The organism is Herbidospora daliensis (genome assembly GCF_001570585.1).
Classification (GTDB): domain Bacteria; phylum Actinomycetota; class Actinomycetes; order Streptosporangiales; family Streptosporangiaceae; genus Herbidospora; species Herbidospora daliensis.
The window spans coordinates 1613697-1637749 of sequence record NZ_BBXF01000002.1 but is presented as its reverse complement, the minus strand read 5'-3'; the positions used below and the strand labels follow the sequence as shown (position 1 = coordinate 1637749).

General features: G+C 67.1%; 23 protein-coding genes and 1 tRNA gene. 1 reads left to right on the top strand and 23 read right to left on the bottom strand.

All coding sequences use genetic code 11. The annotated features are described in order from the left end of the window. Positions 1 to 6: 6 nt before the first annotated feature. From rplB to AW274_RS13970, 21 genes are all read right to left on the bottom strand, one after another. Positions 7 to 843, bottom strand: coding sequence for a 50S ribosomal protein L2 (rplB, locus tag AW274_RS14070; protein ID WP_062431415.1), 837 nt, complete (start codon positions 841 to 843; stop codon positions 7 to 9). A 185-nt stretch (positions 844 to 1028) separates the two neighbouring features. After that, entirely contained in the window at positions 1029 to 1331 is a 303-nt protein-coding gene (rplW, locus tag AW274_RS14065; RefSeq protein WP_062337777.1) for a 50S ribosomal protein L23, read from the bottom strand. Then, the gene (rplD, locus tag AW274_RS14060; protein ID WP_062431414.1) at positions 1331 to 1978 is read right to left on the bottom strand and encodes a 50S ribosomal protein L4; all 648 of its coding nucleotides are present in this window, start codon (positions 1976 to 1978) and stop codon (positions 1331 to 1333) included. The genes rplW and rplD overlap by 1 nt, the downstream gene beginning before the upstream one ends. Continuing rightward, positions 1975 to 2628 carry a 50S ribosomal protein L3 gene (rplC, locus tag AW274_RS14055; RefSeq protein WP_062337781.1) on the bottom strand — a complete coding sequence of 218 codons (654 nt, stop codon included), beginning with the start codon at positions 2626 to 2628 and terminating at the stop codon, positions 1975 to 1977. The genes rplD and rplC overlap by 4 nt, the downstream gene beginning before the upstream one ends. A gap of 14 nt (positions 2629 to 2642) precedes the next feature. After that, a complete protein-coding gene (rpsJ, locus tag AW274_RS14050; protein WP_012887830.1) occupies positions 2643 to 2951 on the bottom strand; it encodes a 30S ribosomal protein S10 in 309 nt (102 codons plus the stop codon). Between the two features lie 164 nt (positions 2952 to 3115). Beyond that, positions 3116 to 4309 (bottom strand): elongation factor Tu, encoded by a 1194-nt coding sequence (tuf, locus tag AW274_RS14045; RefSeq protein WP_062337783.1) that lies wholly within the window; start codon positions 4307 to 4309, stop codon positions 3116 to 3118. A 91-nt stretch (positions 4310 to 4400) separates the two neighbouring features. Next, the gene (gene fusA, locus AW274_RS14040) at positions 4401 to 6494 is read right to left on the bottom strand and encodes an elongation factor G (RefSeq protein WP_198169172.1); all 2094 of its coding nucleotides are present in this window, start codon (positions 6492 to 6494) and stop codon (positions 4401 to 4403) included. Between the two features lie 39 nt (positions 6495 to 6533). After that, complete coding sequence (gene rpsG, locus AW274_RS14035) at positions 6534 to 7004, bottom strand: 30S ribosomal protein S7 (RefSeq protein ID WP_030451505.1); 471 nt, start codon at positions 7002 to 7004, stop codon at positions 6534 to 6536. Beyond that, positions 7004 to 7378 carry a 30S ribosomal protein S12 gene (gene rpsL / locus AW274_RS14030; protein WP_030451506.1) on the bottom strand — a complete coding sequence of 125 codons (375 nt, stop codon included), beginning with the start codon at positions 7376 to 7378 and terminating at the stop codon, positions 7004 to 7006. Before rpsL ends, rpsG begins: the two co-directional genes overlap by 1 nt. 428 nt (positions 7379 to 7806) lie before the next feature. Continuing rightward, positions 7807 to 11682, bottom strand: a complete 3876-nt coding sequence (locus AW274_RS14025; protein WP_062431413.1) for a DNA-directed RNA polymerase subunit beta' — start codon at positions 11680 to 11682, stop codon at positions 7807 to 7809. A gap of 15 nt (positions 11683 to 11697) precedes the next feature. Continuing rightward, on the bottom strand, positions 11698 to 15162 hold the full coding sequence (gene rpoB, locus AW274_RS14020; protein ID WP_062431412.1) for a DNA-directed RNA polymerase subunit beta: 3465 nt from the start codon (positions 15160 to 15162) through the stop codon (positions 11698 to 11700). Between the two features lie 446 nt (positions 15163 to 15608). Then, on the bottom strand, positions 15609 to 16115 hold the full coding sequence (locus tag AW274_RS14015) for an Rv1363c family protein (protein WP_062431411.1): 507 nt from the start codon (positions 16113 to 16115) through the stop codon (positions 15609 to 15611). Then, positions 16115 to 16624, bottom strand: a complete 510-nt coding sequence (locus tag AW274_RS14010) for an Rv1363c family protein (protein ID WP_062431410.1) — start codon at positions 16622 to 16624, stop codon at positions 16115 to 16117. Before AW274_RS14010 ends, AW274_RS14015 begins: the two co-directional genes overlap by 1 nt. Before the next feature lie 119 nt (positions 16625 to 16743). Then, entirely contained in the window at positions 16744 to 17136 is a 393-nt protein-coding gene (gene rplL, locus AW274_RS14005; RefSeq protein ID WP_062337791.1) for a 50S ribosomal protein L7/L12, read from the bottom strand. 82 nt (positions 17137 to 17218) lie between these two features. Next, positions 17219 to 17743 carry a 50S ribosomal protein L10 gene (rplJ, locus tag AW274_RS14000; RefSeq protein WP_062431409.1) on the bottom strand — a complete coding sequence of 175 codons (525 nt, stop codon included), beginning with the start codon at positions 17741 to 17743 and terminating at the stop codon, positions 17219 to 17221. Between the two features lie 239 nt (positions 17744 to 17982). Continuing rightward, positions 17983 to 18804, bottom strand: coding sequence for an SCO4651 family lipoprotein (locus AW274_RS13995; protein ID WP_062431408.1), 822 nt, complete (start codon positions 18802 to 18804; stop codon positions 17983 to 17985). A gap of 142 nt (positions 18805 to 18946) precedes the next feature. Then, positions 18947 to 19660 (bottom strand): 50S ribosomal protein L1, encoded by a 714-nt coding sequence (gene rplA / locus AW274_RS13990; RefSeq protein WP_062431407.1) that lies wholly within the window; start codon positions 19658 to 19660, stop codon positions 18947 to 18949. A 110-nt stretch (positions 19661 to 19770) separates the two neighbouring features. Next, positions 19771 to 20202, bottom strand: a complete 432-nt coding sequence (gene rplK / locus AW274_RS13985) for a 50S ribosomal protein L11 (protein WP_030451515.1) — start codon at positions 20200 to 20202, stop codon at positions 19771 to 19773. Positions 20203 to 20382: 180 nt separating this feature from the next. Beyond that, positions 20383 to 21156 (bottom strand): transcription termination/antitermination protein NusG, encoded by a 774-nt coding sequence (gene nusG / locus AW274_RS13980; RefSeq protein ID WP_062431406.1) that lies wholly within the window; start codon positions 21154 to 21156, stop codon positions 20383 to 20385. Positions 21157 to 21200: 44 nt separating this feature from the next. Next, entirely contained in the window at positions 21201 to 21455 is a 255-nt protein-coding gene (gene secE / locus AW274_RS13975) for a preprotein translocase subunit SecE (protein WP_030451517.1), read from the bottom strand. A gap of 72 nt (positions 21456 to 21527) precedes the next feature. Further along, positions 21528 to 21600 (bottom strand) — tRNA-Trp (locus tag AW274_RS13970). Positions 21601 to 21782: 182 nt separating this feature from the next. Between AW274_RS13970 and AW274_RS13965 the strand changes: the two genes are divergently transcribed. Next, entirely contained in the window at positions 21783 to 22982 is a 1200-nt protein-coding gene (locus AW274_RS13965) for a pyridoxal phosphate-dependent aminotransferase (RefSeq protein ID WP_062431405.1), read from the top strand. Here AW274_RS13965 and AW274_RS13960 read toward each other — a convergent pair. Beyond that, complete coding sequence (locus AW274_RS13960; RefSeq protein WP_062431404.1) at positions 22979 to 23548, bottom strand: hypothetical protein; 570 nt, start codon at positions 23546 to 23548, stop codon at positions 22979 to 22981. The genes AW274_RS13965 and AW274_RS13960 overlap by 4 nt on opposite strands. Continuing rightward, positions 23535 to 24020, bottom strand: coding sequence for a SigE family RNA polymerase sigma factor (locus AW274_RS13955; protein WP_062431403.1), 486 nt, complete (start codon positions 24018 to 24020; stop codon positions 23535 to 23537). The genes AW274_RS13960 and AW274_RS13955 overlap by 14 nt, the downstream gene beginning before the upstream one ends. Positions 24021 to 24053: the final 33 nt, after the last annotated feature.

The following is a 24053-nucleotide window of genomic DNA, read 5'->3' as shown; positions in this document are numbered from 1 at the left end:
CTGCTCCTACCGCTTCTTCCTCTTGCTCCGACGCCGGATGATCAGGCGGTCGCTGGCCTTGTTGGCCTGGCGGGTGCGGCCCTCGGGCTTGCCCTTCGGGTTCACCGGGTGGCGACCACCGGAGGTCTTGCCCTCACCACCGCCGTGCGGGTGGTCGACCGGGTTCATGGCGACACCACGGACGGTCGGGCGCTTGCCCTTCCACCGCATACGGCCGGCCTTACCCCAGTTGATGTTGGCCTGCTCGGCGTTGCCGACCTGGCCGATCGACGCCCGGCAGCGGATGTCGACCTGGCGCATCTCACCGGACGGCATACGCAGCGTGGCGTACATGCCCTCCTTGGCGAGGAGCTGGATCTGCGCGCCGGCGCTGCGGCCGAGCTTGGCGCCACCACCCGGACGGAGCTCCACCGCGTGGATGAAGGTACCGGTCGGGATGTTGCGGAGCGGCAGGCAGTTGCCCGGCTTGATGTCGGCCCCGGGGCCGTTCTCGATCTTGTCGCCCTGCTTGATGCCGGTCGGCGCGAGGATGTAGCGCTTCTCGCCGTCGGCGTAGTGCAGCAGAGCGATGCGGGAGGTGCGGTTCGGGTCGTACTCGATGTGAGCGACCTTGGCCGGGATCCCGTCCTTGTCGTGGCGTCGGAAGTCGATGATCCGGTACGCCCGCTTGTGGCCGCCACCCTGGTGCCGAGCGGTGACCCGCCCGTGGACGTTACGGCCGCCCTTGCTGTGCAGGGGGGCAAGCAGCGACTTCTCGGGCGTGCTGCGCGTGATCTCGGAGAAGTCCGAGACGCTCGCGCCGCGGCGACCCGGGGTCGTCGGCTTGTATTTACGGATGCCCATCTTTTTCGTTCATCCCTGTCTAATTGCCGTGCCTTCGGCACGGCGGGTTTGGCCGCTTTCAGCGGGTGTCTTCCCTCGTCGCTTCGGGTCGCTTCGCTCCCCTGCGCTCCTCAGTCCAGACACCCGCGCGGCCAAACAACCACCTACACGTCTGGCCTACCGCCACGAAAGCGGTGAAGCCCTGATCAGCCGATTTGGCCGAAGATGTCGATGCGCTCGCCCTCCGCAAGGCTGACGATCGCGCGCTTGGTACCCGGGCGCTGGCCGTAGCCGAAGCGGGTGCGCTTGCGCTTGCCCTGGCGGTTGATGGTGTTGACGCCGGTGACCTTCACACCGAAGATCTGCTCGATGGCGATCTTCACCTGCGTCTTGTTCACACCCTGCTTGACCAGGAACGTGTACTTGTTGTGCTCGTCGATCAGGCCGTAGCTCTTCTCAGAGACGATCGGCTTGATGATGATGTCGCGCGGGTCGGTGATCTTGTCCATCAGGCGTCTTCCTTACCGCTCTCCAGGCGGGCCACGACCTGGTCGTAGGCCTCCTTGGTGAAGACGACGGCGTCGCTGCAGAGCACGTCGTACGTGTTCAGCTGGCCGGCGTCCAGGAGGTGGACCTCCGGGGCGTTGCGCAGGCTCAGCCAGGTCAGCTCGTCGTGCTCGGTGACGACCACGAGCACGCTGCGCGAGCCGGTGATCTTACGGAGCGCCTCGAGAGCGGCCTTGGTCTTCGGCGTCTCGCCGCTGACCAGGGAGCTCACGACGTGGACGAGGTTGCCGCCGGCCCGGTCGGACAGGGCCTGGCGCAGGGCCGCGGCCTTCATCTTCTTGGGCGTGCGCTGCACGTACGAACGCGGCTGCGGACCGTGGACGGTGCCACCGCCGGTGAACTGCGGCGCGCGGGTCGAACCCTGACGGGCCCGGCCGGTGCCCTTCTGGCGGTACGGCTTCTTGCCGCCGCCGGACACGTCGCCGCGGGTCTTGGTGGCGTGGGTGCCCTGGCGGCGAGCCGCCAGCTGGGCCACGACGACCTGGTGGATCAGCGGCACGTTGACCTTGGCGCCGAAGATGCTCTCGGGCAGGTCGACCGAGTCGCCGGTCTTGGCGCCGCTCGCGTCGAGGACGTCAATGGTGCTCACTTGGCAGCCCCCTTCTTGGCAGCGGTGCGGATGAGGACCAGGCTGCCGTTGGCGCCGGGGATCGCACCCTTGATCAGGATGAGGCCCTTCTCGGCGTCGACGGCGTGCACCTTCAGGCTCTGGATGGTGGTGCGGACGTTGCCCATCCGACCGGCCATGCGCAGACCCTTGAAGACGCGGCCCGGGGTGGCGCAGCCACCGATGGAGCCGGGCGAACGGTGCTTGCGCTGGGTACCGTGCGAGGCGCCCAGGCCCTTGAAGCCGTGACGCTTCATGACACCCGCGAAGCCCTTGCCCTTGCTCTTGCCCGTGACGTCCACGAACTGGCCGGCCTCGAAGGTGCCGGCGGTGACTTCCTGGCCGAGCGTGTACTCGGAGGCGTCGTCGGTGCGGACCTCGACGAAGTAGCGGCGCGGCGTGATGTCGTGCTTGCGCAGGTAGTCGCCCAGCGGCTTGTTCACCTTGCGCGGGTCGATCTGACCGAAGCCGAGCTGGATGGCCGAGTAGCCGTCGCGCTCGGGAGTGCGGACCCGGGTCACCACGCACGGACCGGCCTCCACGACGGTGACCGGAACGATCCGGTTGCCGTCGTCGAAGACCTGGGTCATGCCGAGCTTCTTGCCCAGGACGCCCTTGATCTGGTTAGCCATGTCAGTGCGTTCCCTCAGAGCTTGATCGAGATGTCGACGCCGGCAGGCAGGTCGAGCCGCATGAGCGAGTCGACGGTCTTGGGCGTCGGGTCGATGATGTCAATCAGCCGCTTGTGCGTACGCATCTCAAAGTGCTCGCGGCTGTCCTTGTACTTGTGCGGCGAACGGATCACGCAGTACACGTTCTTCTCGGTCGGCAGGGGCACCGGGCCCGCGACCTTGGCGCCCGTACGCGTCACCGTCTCGACGATCTTCTTGGCCGAGCTGTCGATGACCTCGTGGTCATAGGCCTTGAGCCGAATGCGGATCTTCTGTCCCGCCATAATGGCCTCGGTGTCCTTCGCTGTCGTCTGAACAAGTAACGTGCGGCAGGTTGCCGCTATGTGTCCGTGATCCGGCAGTCACTTCGGAGACCCGAAGCGGCTGCGGGATCACGGCAGGTGGAGCAATGTGATGGCCGGGTCCGCAGGGACCCGGCCATCGGGTACTACTTGATGATCTTGACCACGTTGCCGGCGCCGACCGTACGGCCACCCTCACGGATGGCGAACTTGAGGCCGTCCTCCATGGCGATGGGCTGGATCAGCTGGACGTTCATCTCGGTGTTGTCACCGGGCATGACCATCTCGGTGCCCTCGGGCAGGTTCACAACACCGGTCACGTCAGTCGTACGGAAGTAGAACTGCGGACGGTAGTTGTTGAAGAACGGCGTGTGGCGGCCGCCCTCGTCCTTGCTCAGGATGTAGACCTGGGCCTCGAACTCGGTGTGCGGGGTGGTCGTGCCCGGCTTGATGATGCACTGGCCGCGCTCGACGTCCTCGCGCTTGATGCCGCGCAGGAGCAGACCGACGTTGTCACCGGCCTGGCCCTCGTCAAGGAGCTTGCGGAACATCTCGACACCGGTGACGGTGGTCGTGGTGCTCTTCTCCTTGATGCCGATGATGTCGACGGTCTCGTTGACCTTGACGACGCCACGCTCGATACGACCGGTCACGACGGTGCCGCGGCCGGTGATCGAGAAGACGTCCTCGATCGGCATCAGGAACGGCTTGTCGATCGCGCGGGTGGGCTCCGGCACGTTCTCGTCGACGGCGGTCATGAGCTCGATGATCGAGTCGCCCCACTTCTCGTCGCCCTCGAGCGCCTTGAGCGCCGAGACGCGGACGACGGGCAGGTCGTCGCCGGGGAACTCCTGAGCCGAGAGGAGCTCGCGGACCTCGAGCTCGACGAGCTCCAGGATCTCCTCGTCGTCCACCATGTCGGCCTTGTTCAGGGCGACGACGATGTAGGGGACGCCGACCTGGCGGGCCAGGAGGACGTGCTCCTTCGTCTGCGGCATGGGGCCGTCAGTCGCGGCGACCACCAGGATGGCGCCGTCCATCTGCGCCGCACCGGTGATCATGTTCTTGACGTAGTCGGCGTGACCAGGGCAGTCGACGTGCGCGTAGTGGCGCTTCTCCGTCTGGTACTCGACGTGGGCGATCGAGATGGTGATCCCGCGAGCCTTCTCCTCGGGCGCCTTGTCGATCTTGTCGAACGGGGTCGCCTCGTTGATCTGCGGGAAACGGTCGTGAAGCACCTTGGTGATCGCCGCGGTCAAAGTCGTCTTGCCGTGGTCGATGTGCCCAATGGTGCCGATGTTCACGTGCGGCTTGTTCCGCTCGAACTTGGCCTTGGCCACTGCTCTGTCTCCTTAGAGATTTCTGACTTGACTACAATCGCCCGGTCCCGTCCGGCCGTCACTGACGTGGCGGCCGGACGCTGGCGAGGTGTTACTCGCCGCGGACCTTCGCGACGATCTCCTTGGCGATGCCCGGGGGCACTTCCGCGTAGGAGTCGAACTGCATGCTGTAGCTCGCGCGCCCCTGCGTCTTGCTACGGAGGTCCCCCACGTAGCCGAACATCTCGGAGAGCGGAACAAGGGCCTTGACGACACGGGCGCCGGCCCGCTCGTCCATGGCCTGGATCTGCCCGCGACGACCGTTGAGGTCGCCGATGACGTCACCCATGTAGTCCTCGGGGGTGGTGACCTCGACGGCCATCATCGGCTCGAGGAGAACGGGGTCGGCCCTGCGCGCGGCCTCCTTGAAGACCATCGAGCCGGCCATCTTGAAGGCCATTTCGGACGAGTCGACCTCGTGGTACGCACCGTCCTGAAGGGTGACCTTGACGCCCACCATGGGGTAACCGGCCAGCACGCCGAACTCGGCGGCCTGCTGGGCGCCCGCGTCGACCGAGGGGATGTACTCCCGCGGGATGCGGCCACCGGTGACCTTGTTCTCGAACTCGTAACCGTCGTTGCCCTCGCCCAGCGGCTCAAGGTCGATGAGGACCTTGGCGAACTGGCCGGAACCACCGGTCTGCTTCTTGTGCGTGTAGTCGATCTTCTCCACCTTGCGGCGGATCGTCTCGCGGTACGCGACCTGGGGACGACCGACGTTCGCCTCGACCTTGAACTCGCGGCGCATGCGGTCGACCAGGATTTCGAGGTGAAGCTCGCCCATGCCGTGGATGACGGTCTGGCCGGTCTCCTCGTCGCGGCGGACCTGGAAGGACGGGTCCTCCTCCGCCAGACGCTGGATCGCGGTGCCGAGCTTCTCCTGGTCGCCCTTGGTCTTGGGCTCGATCGCGACGCTGATGACCGGCGCCGGGAACGTCATCGACTCGAGGACGACCTGGTTCTGGATGTCGGACAGGGTGTCACCGGTGGTGGTGTCCTTGAGGCCCATCACGGCGACGATCTGACCGGCGACCGCGGACGGCCGCTCCTCACGCTTGTTGGCGTGCATCTGGTAGATCTTGCCGATCCGCTCCTTCTTCCCCTTCACCGAGTTGATCACGGTCGTGCCGGATTCAAGGGTGCCGGAGTAGAGGCGGATGTAGGTGAGCTTGCCCAGGTGGGGGTCGCTCATGATCTTGAAGGCCAGGGCGGAGAACGGCTCGGTCACGTCGGGACGACGCTCGATGACCTTCTCCTCGTCGTTGACCGCGTGGCCCTTGAAGGCCGGGATGTCGGTCGGCGCGGGGAGGTAGGCGACGATCGCGTCGAGCAGGGGCTGCACGCCCTTGTTCTTGAACGCGGTGCCGCACAGGACCGGGTTGATCGAGCTCGTCAGCGTGGCGCGGCGGATGGCCGCGACCAGCTGCTCCTCGGTGGGCTCGACGCCCTCGAGGAAGAGCTCCATCAGCTCGTCGTCGTTCTCGGCCACGGTCTCGACCAGCTTGTCGCGCCATTCACGGGCGATCTCGACGTGGTCGGCGGGGATGTCGACGGTGTCGTACATCTCGCCCTTGGCGGCCTCGGCGGACCAGATCAGGCCCTTCATCTTCACCAGGTCGATGACGCCCTTGAAGTCGGCCTCGACGCCCCAGGGAAGCTGGATGACCGCGGGGGTCGCGCCCAGCCGGCTGATCATCATGTCGACGCAGCGGTGGAACTCCGCGCCGACACGGTCCATCTTGTTGACGAAGCAGATGCGCGGGACGTCGTAGCGGTCGGCCTGACGCCACACCGTCTCCGACTGCGGCTCCACCCCGGCGACACCGTCGAACACCGCGACGGCACCGTCGAGGACGCGCAGCGAGCGCTCCACCTCGATGGTGAAGTCGACGTGGCCGGGCGTGTCGATGATGTTGATGGTGTGGCCGATCCACTCACAGGTCGTCGCGGCGGACGTGATCGTGATGCCGCGCTCCTGCTCCTGCTCCATCCAGTCCATCGTGGCAGCGCCCTCGTGGACTTCACCGATCTTGTAGTTGATACCGGTGTAGAACAGGATGCGTTCGGTCGTGGTGGTCTTGCCCGCGTCGATGTGGGCCATGATCCCGATGTTGCGGACCTTGGCCAGGTCAAGCGTGGTCGCCACTTCTCTCGCGTCCTCGTCGTCTCGTCGAAAATCCGCCGACTACCAGCGGTAGTGGGCGAAGGCCTTGTTGGACTCGGCCATCTTGTGGGTGTCCTCGCGCTTCTTCACGCTCGCCCCGAGGCCGTTGCTGGCGTCGAGGAGCTCGTTCATGAGGCGCTCGGTCATGGTCTTCTCGCGCCGTGCACGCGAGTACTGCACCAGCCAGCGGAGGGCCAGCGTGGTGCTGCGCGCGGCGCGGACCTCGACCGGGACCTGGTAGGTCGCGCCACCGACACGGCGGCTGCGGACCTCGAGGGTCGGCTTCACGTTGTCCAGGGCGCGCTTCAGCGTGACGACCGGGTCGTTGCCGGTCTTGTCCTTGCAGCCCTCGAGGGCGCCGTACACGATCGACTGGGCGATCGAGCGCTTGCCGTCGAGGAGAACCTTGTTGATCAGGGCGGTGACCAGCGGCGAGTTGTACACCGGGTCGGCCATGAGCTGGCGGCGGCCAGGAGAACCCTTGCGAGGCATTACTTCTTCTCCTTCTTGGCGCCGTAGCGGGAACGAGCCTGCTTGCGGTTGCGGACGCCCTGGGTGTCGAGCGAGCCGCGGATGATCTTGTAGCGAACGCCGGGGAGGTCCTTCACACGACCGCCACGCACGAGCACGATGCTGTGCTCCTGGAGGTTGTGGCCGACGCCCGGGATGTATGCGGTGACCTCGATGCCGTTGGTCAGGCGAACACGCGCGACCTTACGAAGCGCCGAGTTCGGCTTCTTCGGGGTGGTGGTGTAGACGCGGGTGCAGACGCCGCGCCGCTGGGGGCTGCCCTTGAGCGCAGGAGTCTTGGTCTTGGAGACCTTGTCCTGCCGGCCCTTTCGGACCAACTGCTGAATCGTGGGCACTACAACAACTCCGTTTCGTGCCTTCGCCGGTGAATCGTGAACATGCTTATTCGCAGGTACTGCCGGTGTCATGACCTGCTGGTTTTCCCTCTCCGCCGACCCACGCGGTCGGGCGTGTCGCGCACTGTTGGCGCAACACCCCGGACCTGGAAATCGGGAACCAGGGGCACACGGCGCGCTTCGCTGACAAGCTGCGCGCACGCGTGTTGGGCCCATGAACCCATGGGCACGAAAGAGAAGACTACCCAGCCGGTAGCGACACGTCAAAACGATCGCGATTACGGGTCGTCGGGATTCGTACCTTGAGTCCCGCGGCCCGCCTTCGAACGCAGGCCGTGATTGAGTCCGTGTCAACTATACCGCGCGATGAGGGGTGAAAATGCCGGAAGCCCGGCCGGGGCCGGGCTTCCGTGATGAACCTCAGATGACTAGCGGCCGTACTGACCGAAGTCGTACTCCTCCAGCGGGACGGCCTCGCCGCTGCCCGAACCGAAGGTGTAGTCGGCCGCGGAGCCGTCGTAGCCGCCGACCGTGTACATCGCGGCCTTGGCCTCCTCGGTCGGCTCGACCCGGATGTTGCGGTACTGGGGCATGCCCGTACCGGCCGGGATGAGCTTACCGATGATGACGTTCTCCTTGAGGCCGAGCAGGCTGTCGGACTTGGCGTGGATCGCCGCGTCGGTCAGGACCCGGGTGGTCTCCTGGAAGGACGCCGCCGACAACCACGACTCGGTCGCGAGCGAGGCCTTGGTGATGCCCATGAGGACCGGACGGCCGGAGGCCGGCTGGCCGCCCTCGGCGACGCACTCGCGGTTCATGCGCTCGAACCTCGGCCGCTCGACGAGCTCGCCGGGCAGCATCTCGGTGTCGCCCGACTCCAGCACGTTCACGCGCTTGAGCATCTGCCGGACGATGACCTCGATGTGCTTGTCGTGGATCGACACACCCTGCGAGCGGTAGACCTGCTGGACCTCTTCGACCAGGTGCAGCTGGACCTGGCGCGGGCCGAGGATGCGCAGCACCTCGTTGGGGTTGCGGGCACCGGCGATGAGCTGGTGGCCGACCTCGATGTGCTGGCCCTCGGTGACCTGCAGGCGCGACCGCATGGAGACCGGGTAGGCGATCTCCTCGGCACCGTCGTCGGGGGTGATGACAATCTTGCGGGTCTTGTCGGTCTCGTCGATGCGAACCCGGCCGGTGACCTCGGAGATCGGGGCCACACCCTTGGGGATGCGGGCCTCGAAGAGCTCCTGGACACGCGGCAGACCGTGGGTGATGTCGGCGCCCGCCACACCACCGGTGTGGAAGGTCCGCATCGTCAGCTGGGTGCCGGGCTCACCGATCGACTGGGCGGCGATGATGCCGACCGCCTCGCCGACGTCGACGAGCTTGCCGGTGGCCAGCGAGCGGCCGTAGCAGGTCGCGCAGACACCGATCTTGGCCTCGCACACCAGCGTGCTGCGGGTGCGGACCGTCTCGATGCCGGCCTCGACCAGCGCGGTGACGGTGATGTCGTTGATGTCGGTGCCGACCGCGGCGACGAGCTTGCCGTCGACCTCGACGTCCTCGGCGAGGATCCGGCCGTGCACGTTGGACTCGGCGTTCTCCGCCTTGACCAGGTTGCCCGACGCGTCGCGCTCACCGACGTGCAGCGGGACCGCGCGGTCGGTGCCGCAGTCGATCTCACGCACGATGACGTCCTGCGCGACGTCCACCAGACGACGGGTCAGGTAACCCGAGTCGGCGGTACGCAGCGCGGTGTCGGCCAGACCCTTCCGCTGACCGTGGGTGGAGATGAAGTACTCCAGCACCGACAGGCCCTCGCGGAAGGAGGACTTGATCGGACGCGGGATCGTCTCACCCTTGGTGTTGGACACCAGGCCGCGGATGCCGGCGATCTGACGGACCTGCATGAGGTTTCCTCGGGCGCCCGACTGGACCATCATCCAGATGGGGTTGGTCTTGCCGAAGGCGTCCTGCATGTCCTGGGTCACGTCGCTCGTGGCCTTGGTCCAGATCTCGATGAGCTCCTGACGGCGCTCCTCGTCGGTGATCAGACCGCGGTCGTACTCGCGCTGGACCTTGTCGGCCTGCTTCTCGTACGACTCCATGATCGTGCCCTTGTTCGGGGGCGCGATGACGTCGTCGATCGAGATGGTCACACCGGCGCGGGTGGCCCAGTAGAAGCCGGCGTCCTTGAGCGCGTCGAGCGCGTTGGCGACCTCGACCTTGGGGTAGGTCTCGGCCAGCTCGTTCACGATCGCGGACAGCTGCTTCTTGCCGACCTGGTAGTTCACGAACGGGTAGTTCGCGGGCAGCGTGTTGTTGAACAGGCAGCGGCCGAGCGTGGTCTCCAGCCGCAGCGGGTCGCCGACCTCCCAGCCCTCGGGCGCCTCCCAGCCGCGCGGCGGGGCGACGTCCTTGAGCCGGACCTGGATCTTGGCCTGCAGGTTGAGCTCGTGGCGGTCGAAGGCCATGAGGGCCTCGGAGACCGACGCGAACACCCGGCCCTCACCCTCGGCCTCGTCGGCCTGGGTGGTGAGGGAGTAGAGGCCGATGACCATGTCCTGGGTGGGCATCGTCACGGGCTTGCCGTCGGCGGGCTTCAGGATGTTGTTGGTCGACAACATCAGGATGCGCGCCTCGGCCTGGGCCTCGGCCGACAGGGGCAGGTGCACGGCCATCTGGTCGCCGTCGAAGTCGGCGTTGAACGCCGTGCAGACGAGCGGGTGGATCTGGATGGCCTTGCCCTCGACCAGCTGCGGCTCGAAGGCCTGGATGCCCAGGCGGTGCAGGGTCGGCGCGCGGTTCAGCAGCACCGGGTGCTCGGTGATGACCTCTTCGAGCACGTCCCACACGACCGGGCGGGCCCGCTCGACCATGCGCTTGGCGCTCTTGATGTTCTGCGCGTGGTTCAGGTCGACCAGGCGCTTCATCACGAACGGCTTGAACAGCTCCAGCGCCATCTGCTTGGGCAGACCGCACTGGTGCAGCTTCAGCTGCGGGCCGACGACGATGACCGAACGGCCGGAGTAGTCGACTCGCTTGCCCAGCAGGTTCTGCCGGAACCGGCCCTGCTTGCCCTTCAGCATGTCGCTGAGGGACTTCAGGGGACGGTTGCCGGGGCCCGTGACCGGGCGGCCGCGGCGGCCGTTGTCGAACAGCGCGTCGACGGCCTCCTGGAGCATGCGCTTCTCGTTGTTGACGATGATCTCGGGCGCGCCGAGGTCGAGAAGCCGCTTGAGGCGGTTGTTCCGGTTGATCACTCGCCGGTAGAGGTCGTTCAGGTCGGAGGTGGCGAAGCGGCCACCGTCGAGCTGGACCATCGGCCGCAGGTCCGGCGGGATCACCGGGATGCAGTCGAGCACCATGCCCGCGGGCGAGTTGCGGGTGTTCAGGAACGCCGCCACGACCTTGAGCCGCTTGAGGGCGCGGGCCTTCTTCTGCCCCTTGCCGCTGCGGATCGTCTCGCGGAGGTTTTCGGCCTCCTGGTCGAGGTCGAAGCTCTGCAGCCGCTCCTGGATCGCCTGCGCGCCCATGCCGCCGCGGAAGTAGCGGCCGAACCGGTCGCGCATCTCGCGGTAGAGCAGCTCGTCGCCCTCGAGGTCCTGGACCTTGAGGTTCTTGAAGCGGCTCCAGACCTCCTCGAGGCGGTCGAGCTCACGCTGGGCCCGGTCGCGGAGCTGACGCATCTCGCGGTCGGCGCCCTCACGGACCTTGCGGCGCTGGTCGCCCTTGGCGCCGGCGGCCTCGAGCTCGGCCAGGTCGGCTTCGAGCTTCTTCTGCCGGGCCTCGATGTCGGCGTCACGGCGCTGCTCGACGTGCTGACGCTCGACCGAGATCTTGGCCTCCAGGGAGGACAGGTCGCGGTCGCGCATCTCGGTGTCGACATGCGTGATCATGTACGCCGCGAAGTAGATGACCTTCTCCAGGTCCTTCGGGGCGAGGTCGAGCAGGTAGCCCAGACGCGAGGGCACACCCTTGAAGTACCAGATGTGGGTGACCGGGGCGGCCAGCTCGATGTGGCCCATCCGCTCACGACGCACCTTGGCACGGGTCACCTCGACGCCACAGCGCTCACAGATGATGCCCTTGAAGCGCACGCGCTTGTACTTGCCGCAGTAGCACTCCCAGTCCCGGGTCGGGCCGAAGATCTTCTCGCAGAAGAGTCCGTCCTTTTCGGGCTTGAGGGTCCGGTAGTTGATCGTCTCCGGCTTCTTGACCTCGCCGTGGGACCACTGGCGGATGTCGTCGGCGGTGGCCAGGCCGATCCGGAGCTCGTCGAAGAAGTTGACGTCCAGCATGTACTAAATTCCCCCTCAGACTTCTTCCACGCTGCTCGGCTCGCGCCGGGACAGATCGATACCGAGCTCCTCCGCCGCGCGGAAGACGTCCTCGTCGGTGTCACGCATCTCGATGGACATGCCGTCGCTGGAGAGCACCTCGACGTTCAGGCACAGCGACTGCATTTCCTTGATGAGGACCTTGAAGGACTCGGGAATGCCGGGCTCGGGGATGTTCTCGCCCTTGACGATGGCCTCGTAGACCTTCACACGGCCGAGGACGTCGTCCGACTTGATCGTGAGGAGCTCCTGCAGCGCGTAGGCGGCGCCGTAGGCCTCCAGGGCCCACACTTCCATCTCGCCGAAGCGCTGGCCGCCGAACTGCGCCTTACCGCCCAGCGGCTGCTGGGTGATCATCGAGTAAGGACCGGTCGAACGGGCGTGGATCTTGTCGTCGACCAGGTGCAGCAGCTTGAGGATGTAGATGTAGCCGACCGAGATCGGGTGCGGGAAGGGCTCGCCGGAACGGCCGTCGAAGAGACGCGCCTTGCCGTTCTCCTGGACCATCCGCGAACCGTCGCGGTTCTTCAGGGTGCTGTTGAGGAGACCGACGATCTCCTCCTCGTGGGCGCCGTCGAACACCGGGGTCGCGACCTTGGTCCAGGGCTTGATCTCGCCCATTTCCTTCTCGCGAAGCCGCTCGGCCCACGCCTCCTCGATGCCGGAGACGTCCCAGCCTCTGGCGGCGATCCACCCGAGGTGGGTCTCCAGCACCTGGCCGACGTTCATTCGGCCGGGCACGCCCAGCGGGTTGAGGACGATGTCGACCGGGGTGCCGTCTTCCAGGAACGGCATGTCCTCGACCGGAAGGATCTTGGAGATGACGCCCTTGTTGCCGTGGCGGCCGGCCAGCTTGTCGCCGTCGGTGATCTTACGCTTCTGGGCCACGTAGACGCGGACCAGCTCGTTGACGCCGGGGGGGAGCTCGTCGCCCTCCTCGCGGCTGAACACGCGGACGCCGATGACCTTGCCCGACTCGCCGTGGGGAACCTTCAGCGAGGTGTCGCGCACTTCGCGCGCCTTCTCACCGAAGATCGCGCGGAGCAGGCGCTCCTCGGGGGTCAGCTCGGTCTCACCCTTGGGGGTGACCTTTCCGACGAGGATGTCACCCGTGACCACTTCGGCGCCGATCCGGATGATGCCCCGCTCGTCGAGGTCGGCCAGGACCTCCTCGGAGACGTTCGGGATGTCCCGAGTGATCTCCTCCGGGCCGAGCTTGGTGTCGCGGGCGTCGACCTCGTGCTCCTCGATGTGGATCGAGGACAGGACGTCGTCCTGCACGAGGCGCTGCGACAGGATGATCGCGTCCTCGTAGTTGTGGCCCTCCCACGGCATGAACGCCACGAGCAGGTTCTTGCCGAGCGCCATCTCACCGGTGTCGGTGCAGGGGCCGTCGGCGATGACCTGACCCGACTCCACCCGGTCGCCCTCGGCGACGATGGGCTTCTGGTTGAAGCAGGTGCCCTGGTTGGACCGCTTGAACTTGGCGACCCGGTAGGTGGTCCGGGTGCCGTCGTCGTTCATCACGGTGACGTAGTCGGCCGAGACCTCCTCGACGACACCGGCCTTCTCGGCGCTGATGACGTCGCCGGCGTCGGTCGCCGCACGGTATTCCATGCCGGTGCCGACGAGCGGAGCCTCGCTCTTGAGCAGGGGCACCGACTGGCGCTGCATGTTCGAACCCATGAGCGCGCGGTTGGCGTCGTCGTGCTCAAGGAAGGGGATCATGGCGGTCGCGACCGACACCATCTGGCGCGGCGAGACGTCCATGTAGTCGACCTCGGACGGGTGCACGGCCTCGAACTCGCCGCCCTTGCGGCGGGCGAGCACGCGGTCTTCGGCGAAGCTGCCGTCGGTGTTCAGGCGCGTGTTGGCCTGGGCCACGACGTGGCGGTCTTCGACGTCGGCCGTCAGGTAGTCGACCTGCTCGCTGACCTTGCCGTCGACGACCTTGCGGTAGGGCGTCTCGACGAACCCGAAGGAGTTGATCCGGCCGAACGACGCGAGCGAGCCGATGAGGCCGATGTTCGGGCCTTCGGGCGTCTCGATCGGGCACATGCGGCCGTAGTGGGACGGGTGCACGTCACGGACCTCGAAGCCGGCCCGCTCACGCGACAGACCACCGGGACCGAGCGCCGACAGACGGCGCTTGTGGGTCAGGCCCGCGAGGGGGTTGGTCTGGTCCATGAACTGCGACAGCTGCGAGGTGCCGAAGAACTCCTTGATCGACGCCACGACCGGGCGGATGTTGATCAGGGTCTGCGGCGTGATCGCCTCGACGTCCTGGGTCGTCATGCGCTCGCGCACGACGCGCTCCATGCGGGCCAGGCCCAGGCGGACCTGGTTCTGGATCAGCTCGCCGACGGTGCGCAGGCGGCGGTTGCCGAAGTGGTCGATGTCGTCGATCTCGACGATGACCGAGCCGTTCTCGCCCATCGACTCCTCGCCGGCGTGGAGCCGGACGATGTACTCGATGGCGGCGACGACGTCGTCTTCGGTGAGGGTGCCCTGCGTGATCTCGGAGTCGCAGCCGAGCTTCTTATTGATCTTGTAACGGCCGACCTTCGCGAGGTCGTACCGCTTGGGGTTGAAGTAGAGGTTCTCCAGCAGCGCCTGCGCGGACTCCTTGGTCGGGGGCTCGCCCGGGCGCAGCTTGCGGTAGATGTCGAGCAGCGCGTCGTCCTGGCCGGAGGTGTGGTCCTTCTCCAGGGTGGCGCGCATCGACTCGTACTGGCCGAAGCGCTCCAGGATCTGGTCGGTCGTCCAGCCGAGCGCCTTGAGCAGGACCGTGACGGCCTGCTTGCGCTTGCGGTCGATGCGGACGCCGACGCTGTCGCGCTTGTCGATCTCGAACTCGAGCCAGGCGCCCCGCGAGGGGATGACCTTGGCGCCGTAGAGGTCCTTGTCGGACGTCTTGTCGACGGTGCGCTCGAAGTAGACACCGGGCGAACGGACGAGCTGGGACACCACGACACGCTCGGTGCCGTTGATGATGAAGGTGCCCTTCGAGGTCATGAGCGGGAAGTCGCCCATGAACACGGTCTGGCTCTTGATCTCACCGGTGGTGTTGTTGATGAACTCCGCCGTGACGAACATCGGGGCGGAGTAGGTCATGTCCTTGTCCTTGCACTCGTCGACCGAGTACTTGGGCGGCTCGAACCGGTGATCGCGGAACGAGAGGGACATGGTGCCGGAGAAGTCCTCGATGGGACTGATCTCCTCGAAGATCTCCTCGAGACCCGACTGGGCCGGCACATCGCGGCGGCCCGCCTGGCGGGCCGCCTCGACCCGGGCCTTCCACTTCTCGTTGCCGAGCAACCAGTCGAAGGACTCGGTCTGCAGAGCTAGTAGATCAGGAACTTCCAGAGGCTCCTGGATACGTGCGAACGACACGGTGCGGGGACCGGCGGGTACGGCGGAGGCGTTGCGCGAGGCTGCCAACAGATGTCCTTCCGAGGGCTCGCGGACTGACTACACGCACGCCAGACGACCAAGGAAAGCGAGGTTACTCAGAGAAACGGTCGTCAAAGGGCAGCGCAAAGGGGCAGTGTAGCCGATGGGCATACACCTGTCCACTCCGCTCTCGCTCTGCGCTCCACGTTGCTGGCAGCATCACCCGTCTGGGCTCAAACGTCAAGCCCGAGAGACGACATTTCGGCTAACCAATGGGCAGCACGCTGGGTTTTTCCCTTCCGTGAGACGAGCACCGGTTGCGCAGCCCTATCGACAACCCGCCGAGCCCAGTCGATACCCTGGACCCGAGTCCGCTAACGCTCTGTCACACGGAAGGCCCAACGATGACCGTTGATCGACCTTCCAACGCCCTGGACATTCCCTAGGCCACTCAAACCAAAACCCAAACGTGACTAACAATTGGGTCTCGCGGCTCAGCGGATGGGCGTGTTGCCGATCAACGTCGACAGTCCCGACACCCGCCAGCGACCGTCTGTAACCACCATGACCAGGCGCGCTCTGTTCTGTACGAGCCTCGCCGGCCCCCCTGTCTGGCTTGTCGAGGTGTTCAGGAAAACCAGCACTTTGACCCTTTCGGGGGTGGCCTCCTCGACCGCCACGGCGGCCACGGTCGCCTGCTGGACCTTCGACTGCCGGCGCACCTGCGGGATGAACGTGCCCGCCAGATTGGCGTAGTGCTCGGCCAGCGGGCCGGTGGCGTGGCCGCGGGCCCGTTCGAGATCGGCCTCGATGGTGCGGTGATCGTAGGAGAGCATGTCGGCGGCGTACGCCCGTGCGGCCTGCGCGGCCTCCCCGGCGGCGGCCGTGGTGTCCTGGGCCCGTTTCAGGTCCAGATACAGCCGGCCGAGCCCGCCCAGCGCGGCTACGGCCAGCACGGCGAGCAGGGTGGTCAGCCGCAGCGCCCGCTGCACGACGGCCATCACGGCACCAGCTCCGCGTCGGCGACCAGCCAGCGGCCGTTCTCCTTCGCCAGATCCATGCGCCAGCGGTAGAAGCGGTCTTCGGGCTCGTCCTTCTCGCGGCCGGTGAAGTCGACGACGACGTCGGCGACCACGAGCACCTGGGCGCGGTCGCCCTCGGGGTTCATCGACACCAGCCCGGCGCCCCGGAGCACCCCCGTCTGGAGCACCTTCTCCTTCATCACCGTCGCGCGGGCGGCGTCCTGCTCGCGTTCGTAGCGGTCCCGGGTCTCCCCCGTCGAGGTCGACAACACGCCGCGGAAGGCGGTGTCGAAGGTGCGGTGGTCGAGCGACATCAGGCTGACGGCGTGGGTGGAGGCGGCCGACACGGCGGCGGCCTCGTCGGCCTGGCGGGCCAGGGCGTCGGCTCTGAGCGTCCACACCCACCCGGCGGCGGCCCCGAGCACGAGGACGGCGGCCAGCAGGGCCAGGTTGAGGCGACGGGGTGCCTCACGGCGGATCCTGGCCACGGGGCGGATTCTATGTGCGCTTACCGGGACGGCGGCCCGATCGCGGCAAAGCGGTTGGAGAAACGCCGAAAGCGGCCCGCCCAGGCACCTGGAGCGGACCGCTTCGCGGGTTGTGCAGACTACTTGACGGTGACCTTGGCGCCGGCGCCCTCGAGGGCAGCCTTGGCCTTCTCCGCCTGCTCCTTGTTGACCTTGCCGTCGAAGACCGGCTTGGGAGCGCCGTCGACCAGGTCCTTGGCCTCCTTCAGGCCCAGGCTGGTGAGCGCGCGGATCTCCTTGATGACCTGGATCTTCTTGTCGCCGGCAGCCTCGAGGATGACGTCGAACTCGTCCTGCTCCTCGGCCTCTTCGGCCGGAGCGGCGCCGCCCGGGCCGGCGACGGCCACGGCCGCGACGGGCGCGGCGGCCTTGACGTCGAAGGTCTCCTCGAACAGCTTCACGAAGTCGGACAGCTCAAGGAGGGTCATCTCCTTGAAAGCGTCGAGCAGCTCGTCGGTGCTGAGCTTCGCCATGATGGTTCCTCCATAAGGATCGTGCTGAATAACGTGGAAAAGGGACCGCGGTTTGCGCTTCCCCCCGCTCGCGCGGACCTGCTTACTCTCCGGACTCCTCGCGCTTCGCGCGCAGAGCCTCGGCCAGACGAGCCATCTGCGTGGGCAGCGCGGCGAAGGTGGCGGCAGCCGTCGACTGCTTGGCCTTCAGAGCGCCGGCCAGCTTCGCGAGGAGAACCTCACGGGACTCGAGGTCAGCGAGCTTGGAGATCTCGGCGGGGGTCATCGACTTGCCGTCGACGACACCGCCCTTGATCACCAGAAGGGGGTTGGCCTTGGCGAACTCACGCAGACCCTTGGCGGCCTCCACCACGTCGCCCTTGACGAACGCGATCGCGGTCGGGCCGTAGAGCAGGTCGTCGAGGGCCGTGATCCCGGCGTTGTTCGCCGCGATCTTGGCCAGCGTGTTCTTCGCCACGGCGAACTTCGCATGCCCACCGAGAGAGACGCGCAGCTGCTTGAGCTGGGCGACGGTGAGCCCGCGGTATTCGGTCAGAACGGCGGCGCTGCTGCCATCGAACTCAGCCTTGAGTTCGTCGACCGCGCCGGCCTTCTCCGTCTTCGCCATGGGCCTCCTTCCAGATGTCGCCGCCGGAAGGGATGAAGGCCCCAAGAAAACGGACGAGCCCCGGGCGCAGGGCGCACGGGGCTCTCAGCAAGCTCCAGAAAGGCTTGGCAGAGGCTCTCAGTCACACCTGCGCGGGTCGCCCACAAACGTGGGACCTTCGGTCACCGGGTTAGGCACCCGGAGACAACCGGCGGTCTTTGGCAGGACCAAGAGTACGGTGTCAAGCCCGCAACACCAAATCAGCCACCCACGGGCATGTTCTTGGGCAGGTCGCCGACCTGGTCGGCGGGCGGCGCGGCGATGCTGAGCTGCTCGTTGAACGACTTGAACAGCAGGGTCGCGGAGAAGCTCGCACCCTGCTCGGCGCCGTTGATGCCGATCTTGCGGGGCAGGCCCTCACCGTCGATCCAGGCGTCGAACTTGACGTTCTTCAGCTGGGAGAGCTGGCCCTTGACTCGCTCCTGCGCCTCCTTCGGCAGCAGCAGCACGGCAGCCTCGACCGGGAAGCTGCCGGCGTAGTGGGTCGTGTCGACGCCGTTGACCGGCTCGGTGCCGACGGCCTTGACGTCCTTGGAGGCGGTCAGCAGGGTGACGCTGGTCTTCAGGTCGATCTGCTGGGCCTGGTCGAGGAACTGACCGGCGGCCTGGGCGTCGCCCAGCTGCTTCAGGTCGATCTTCACCCACGGCTTGTCGGTGCCGATCAGGGTCTTGAGCATGTCCATCTTCACGTAGGCGACCTCGTCGGCCAGCACCACGCGCAGCCCGCCGGGAACGGACTGACCGCCGAAGGACACCTCGTTGAGGGTCACGTCGGAGGCGAGGGTGGGCTTCTGCTGGAACAGCATGCTGCCCTGGACGGTGCCCTTCTGCCCCTTGGGGTCGGCGAAGTCGAGCACGATGTCGGCGCTGTAGGAGTCGATCGAGTCGGCCTTCTGGGCCGTCTGCTGAATGGCCTCGGCGGCGGAGAGCTTGACGTCCCCCAACGGCTGGGCAGTCGTGGTCCCGCAACCGGCCACCGCCAGGGCGGCGACAGCGCCGGCGGCCACTAAGAATCTGCGCATCTTGTCAATCCCTTCGTCGGCCCGAGCCTACGTTGGGCCGTTCTGGAGCGCGGTCCTGTCCTCAGGATTCGCACAGAAAAGACACAACCCCCGTCCGGTACCCGGACGGGGGTTGTTCAGGCCTGTTCGACCACGAAGGTGATCAGGCGTCGAGCTCGGCGGCCATCCCGCGCGTGACGTTGGGGTCGACCGGGATGCCGGGGCCCATCGACGTCGCGAAGGTGACCTTCTTGAGGTAGCGGCCCTTGGCGGCCGACGGCTTGAGACGCAGCACCTCGTCGAGGGCGGCGGCGTAGTTCTCGAGGAGCTGACGCTCGTCGAAGGACGCTTTGCCGATGATGAAGTGGAGGTTCGCGTGACGGTCGACGCGGAACTCGATCTTGCCGCCCTTGATGTCGGTGACGGCCTTGCCGACGGCCGGCGTGACGGTGCCGGTCTTCGGGTTGGGCATGAGGCCACGCGGACCGAGCACGCGGCCCAGGCGGCCGACCTTGCCCATGAGGTCGGGGGTGGCCACGACGGCGTCGAAGTCGAGGCGGCCCTTGGCGACCTCGTCGATCAGCTCGTCGGCGCCGACGATGTCGGCGCCCGCGGCGCGCGCCTCCTCGGCACGGTCACCGGTCGCGAAGACCAGGACCCGGGCGGTCTTACCGGTGCCGTGCGGGAGGTTGACGGTGCCGCGGACCATCTGGTCGGCCTTGCGCGGGTCGACACCCAGGCGCAGGGCGACCTCGACGGTGGCGTCGAACTTCGTGGACGCGGTCTTCTTCGCCAGGCGGACACCCTCGAGGGGGGCCAGCAGGGCGTCGCGGTCGACCTGAGCGGCCGCGTTCTTCCAGCTCTTGCTGCGCTTCACTGCTATCTCCAGAAAGGGAGTTCGTGGTGTGGGCCGCGCAGGCCCTCCCACTCGGTTTGATTTGCCGCGCCTTCGGCACGGCGGCTCGGTCGCTTCGATCCCTCGCGGGATTACTCGGCGATCGTGATGCCCATGGAGCGGGCGGTGCCGGCGATGATGCGCTCGGCCATCTCGATGTCGTTGGCGTTCAGGTCGGGCATCTTCTGCTCGGCGATGGCGCGCAGCTGCTCCTTGGAGAGCTGGCCGACCTTGGTCTTCAGCGGGTTGTTCGAGCCGCTCTTCAGACCGAGGGCCTTCTTGATCAGTTCGGGCGCCGGAGGCGTCTTGGTGACGAACTGGAAGGTGCGGTCTTCGAAGATGGTGATCTCGACGGGGATGATGTTGCCCCGCTGGGACTCCGTCGCAGCGTTGTACTGCTTGACGAACTCCATGATGTTGACGCCGTGGGGACCGAGGGCGGTACCGACCGGCGGGGCGGGGGTGGCCTGGCCAGCGGGAAGCTGGACCTTCACCAACGCCGCGATCTTCTTCTTGGGAGGCATGACTCTCTCCGGGTCCTGTTTCTTAACTTTGAGGCAGATTCATGACGCGAGCCACGGCCGGCCTTCGGCCGTCCGCGTCTCGCTTTGCGTTCCCCCGGCAGATCGGAGGGGGAACATGTCGGCGAGCCGCCCTTCGCGAAGGAGCGGCTCTAGCCGAACGTCTAATTGTAGGGGACCGCCTCAGATCTTCGAGACCTGGTTGAACGACAGCTCAACGGGGGTCTCGCGACCGAAGATCGACACCAGCACCTTGAGCTTCTGCGACTCGGGGCTGATCTCGCTCACCGAGGCCGGGAGCGTGGCGAACGGGCCGTCCATGACGGTGACCGACTCGCCGATCTCGAACTCGACGGTCGAGGCGGCCGACTTGGTGGCGGCCTTCTTGACCTCTTCGGTCGGCTCGGGAGCCAGCAGCTTGGCGACCTCGTCGAGGTTCAGGGGGCTGGGCTTGTTCGACAGGCCGACGAACCCGGTGACGCCCGGGGTGTTGCGGACCGCGGCCCACGACTCGTCGGTGAGCTCCATGCGGACCAGGACGTAGCCCGGCAGCACGCGCTCCTTGATCGGGGTCTTCTTGCCGCCCTTGAACTCGGTCACCGTGTGGGTCGGCACCTCGACCTGGAAGATGTAGTCCTCCATGTTGAGGCTGCCGGTGCGGCTCTCGATGTTCTGCTTCACGCGGTTCTCGTAGCCGGCGTAGGAGTGGATCACATACCACTCGCCGAGCTGACCGCGGAGCTGGCGCTTGAACTCCTCGACGGGGTCGACGTCGGGGAGGATGTCGCCGTCTTCGTCGACGTTCTCGTCGGCTTCGGAGTCGGCGACGTCGGAAGCCTCAGCCTCGGTGGCCTCGTCGGCTTCCGCAGCGTCGTCAGCGGCCTCGTCGACCTCTTCAACGGCCTCGTCGTCCCACTCGTCGCGGGAGTCGTCGGCCTGCTGCGGGGACTCGGACACGATGGCTATTCCTCTTTCCGTCGGGTTTTACTGTGCTGGGCGGGTCAGGAACCGAAGACCGCCAGCACACCCTGCGTCAAAAGGAAGTCTAGTGCGGACACGATTCCGACCATGATCAGGCAGAAAACGAGGACCACGATGGTGTAGTTGATCAGCTCTTTGCGCGTAGGCCAGATGACCTTGCGGAGCTCCGCTACTGCCTGCCGATAGAAAAGGGCAGGGGTGGTGCGCTTGGCCTTCTTCTCGCCACTCGGCTTTTCCGGCTGAGCCGCGGCCTCGCCGCGCGTGTCGATCGCCACAGTCCTCACCTGATCCGTCGTGTCCATCGCAACCGGCGGCTCATACGCCCTTAGTGCGCGGACCGCACTCCGCAGGGCACGAGGGACTCGAACCCCCAACCGCCGGTTTTGGAGACCGGTGCGCTACCAATTGCGCTAGTGCCCTAAGCCGTGCACCACACTACAGGAGAACGGAGGCTTCCGTTCCCGCCGTTGTGGGCCACTAGACGTGGAAGTGTACGCAGGATCGGTCACTTCGTCGAACCAGTACGGCCGCGCAGGTCAACGGTACCGTCCGCATCGTGGAAATGGCGGGGCGGCGGGATACCGGTCTGAAAACATGTGCGCATGAGCCGAATCTCCGCGCGTGTCGCCGCCATCTCCGAGTCAGCCACCCTCGCCGTCGACGCCCGGGCGAAGGCGATGAAGGCCGCCGGCCGGCCCGTGATCGGCTTCGGCGCCGGGGAGCCCGACTTCCCGACGCCCGGCTACATCGTCGAAGCGGCCGTGGCGGCCTGCGCGGAGGACCGGTTCCACAAGTACACGCCGCCGGGCGGGCTGCCGGAGCTGAAGCAGGCCATCGCGGCCAAGACGCTGCGCGACTCCGGGTTCGAGGTCGACGCGGGCCGGGTGCTGGTCACCAACGGCGGCAAGCACGCCGTCTACGCGGTCTTCGCGACCCTGCTCGACCCGGGTGACGAGGTGCTGGTCGTGGCGCCCTACTGGACCACCTACCCCGAGGCGATCAAGCTGGCCGGGGGCGTCCAGGTCGACGTGGTGACCGACGAGGGCAGCGGCTACCTGGCGTCGGTGGAGCAGCTGGAGGCGGCCCGGACCGAGCGGACCAAGGCGCTGCTGTTCGTCTCGCCGTCGAACCCGACCGGGGCGGTCTACTCCCCCGAGCAGGTCGAGGCGATCGGCCGCTGGGCGGTCGAGCACGACCTGTGGGTCGTGACCGACGAGATCTACGAGCATCTCGTGTACGGCTCCGCGACGTTCACCAGCATCGCGACCGCCGTCCCCGAGCTGGCCGACAAGGTCGTGGTGCTCAACGGCGTGGCCAAGACGTACGCGATGACCGGCTGGCGGGTCGGCTGGCTGATCGGGCCCTCCGACGTGGTGAAGGCGGCCACCAACCTGCAGTCCCACTCGACGTCGAACGTGTCGAACGTGGCCCAGGCGGCGGCGCTGGCGGCGGTGTCGGGCGACCTGTCGGCGGTGGCCGAGATGCGGACCGCCTTCGACCGGCGGCGGCAGACGATGGTCCGGATGCTGAACGAGATCCCGGGCGTGGTCTGCCCCGAGCCGTTCGGGGCCTTCTACGTCTACCCGTCGGTCAAGGAGCTGATCGGCAAGGAGATCCGGGGCCGCCGGGCGGCGTCGTCGGTCGAGCTGGCCGAGCTGGTGCTGGAGGAGGCCGAGGTCGCGGTGGTGCCGGGCGAGGCGTTCGGCACGCCGGGGTACTTCCGGCTCTCCTACGCCCTGGGCGACGACGACCTCGCCGAAGGGGTCACCCGCCTGGGCAAGCTCTTCGGCGAGGCCCGCTAGTAGTCGAGCCCGGCGACGACGGCCTCCAGGCTGACCTCGCCCATGGTCATGACCGTGATGGCGAGGTCGGGCGCGGGCGCCCAGTAGAAGAACTCGCCGTGCGGGCTCCTCATGCGGGTGCCCGGGTGGCCGGCGACCACCGCGTCGAGTTCGTCCTCGCCGCTGTAGACGCGCCAGGCCTCGGTGGTCGCGATGGGCCCCCGGGCGACGCTCACGTTGACGCTTCGTTCCAGACGGCTCTCTCCCGCGAGGTGGATCCACCGCGCGGTCGTGATCGTGACCTCGCCCTCGGCCTGCCGGAGGTCGGGCTGCCTGACCAGGCCGGCCGGGAGATGACCGAGCTCCACGCCGTCGATCATCCGGTCCGGCCGGGCGGCCGGCGTACCGAGCAGGTTGGGGACGAGCCACCAGCCGGCGGCGGCCAGCACCGCGGCCAGGAGCGCGGCGAGGCGGGTTCGCCACCTGCCGCGGCGGGCCCGGCGTTCGACGCGTTCGGCCAGGTCGGGGGCGATCGTCAGGGCGGCCGTCTCGGCGGTCATGGCCGCCTTGAGGTCATGTTCCAGCACTGCTCACCTCCTCCCCCAGCAGGGTGCGGAGGCGGGCCATGGCCTTGGCCGCCTGGCTCTTCACCGTGCCGGTGGAACAGCCGAGGATCTCGGCGGTCTGGGCTTCGGTCAGGTCCTCCCAGTAGCGCAGCACGATGACCGCGCGCTGGCGGGGCGGGAGGGCTCGCAGGCCGTCCATGAGCACCTGGCGCAGCACCACGTCGTCGGCGGGGGCCGGGCGGTCGGGCGGCGATCCCGTGGGGATGATCCGCAGGATCGCCCGGCGTCTGGCCCGGCTGATGACGGTGTTGACGATGATGCGCCGCACGTAGGGCTCCGGATCGCGATCGTCGATCCGGGACCAGTTGCGGCAGGCCTTCTCCAGAGCGGCCTGCAGCACGTCTTCGGCTTCGTGGACGGACCCGCAGGTGAGGTACGCCGTCCGCAGCAGGGCGGTGCCCCGGGCGGCGACGAAGTCCGCGAATCCCGTCATGTCCTCACATACGCCTGACCGGGCGGGGAGGTT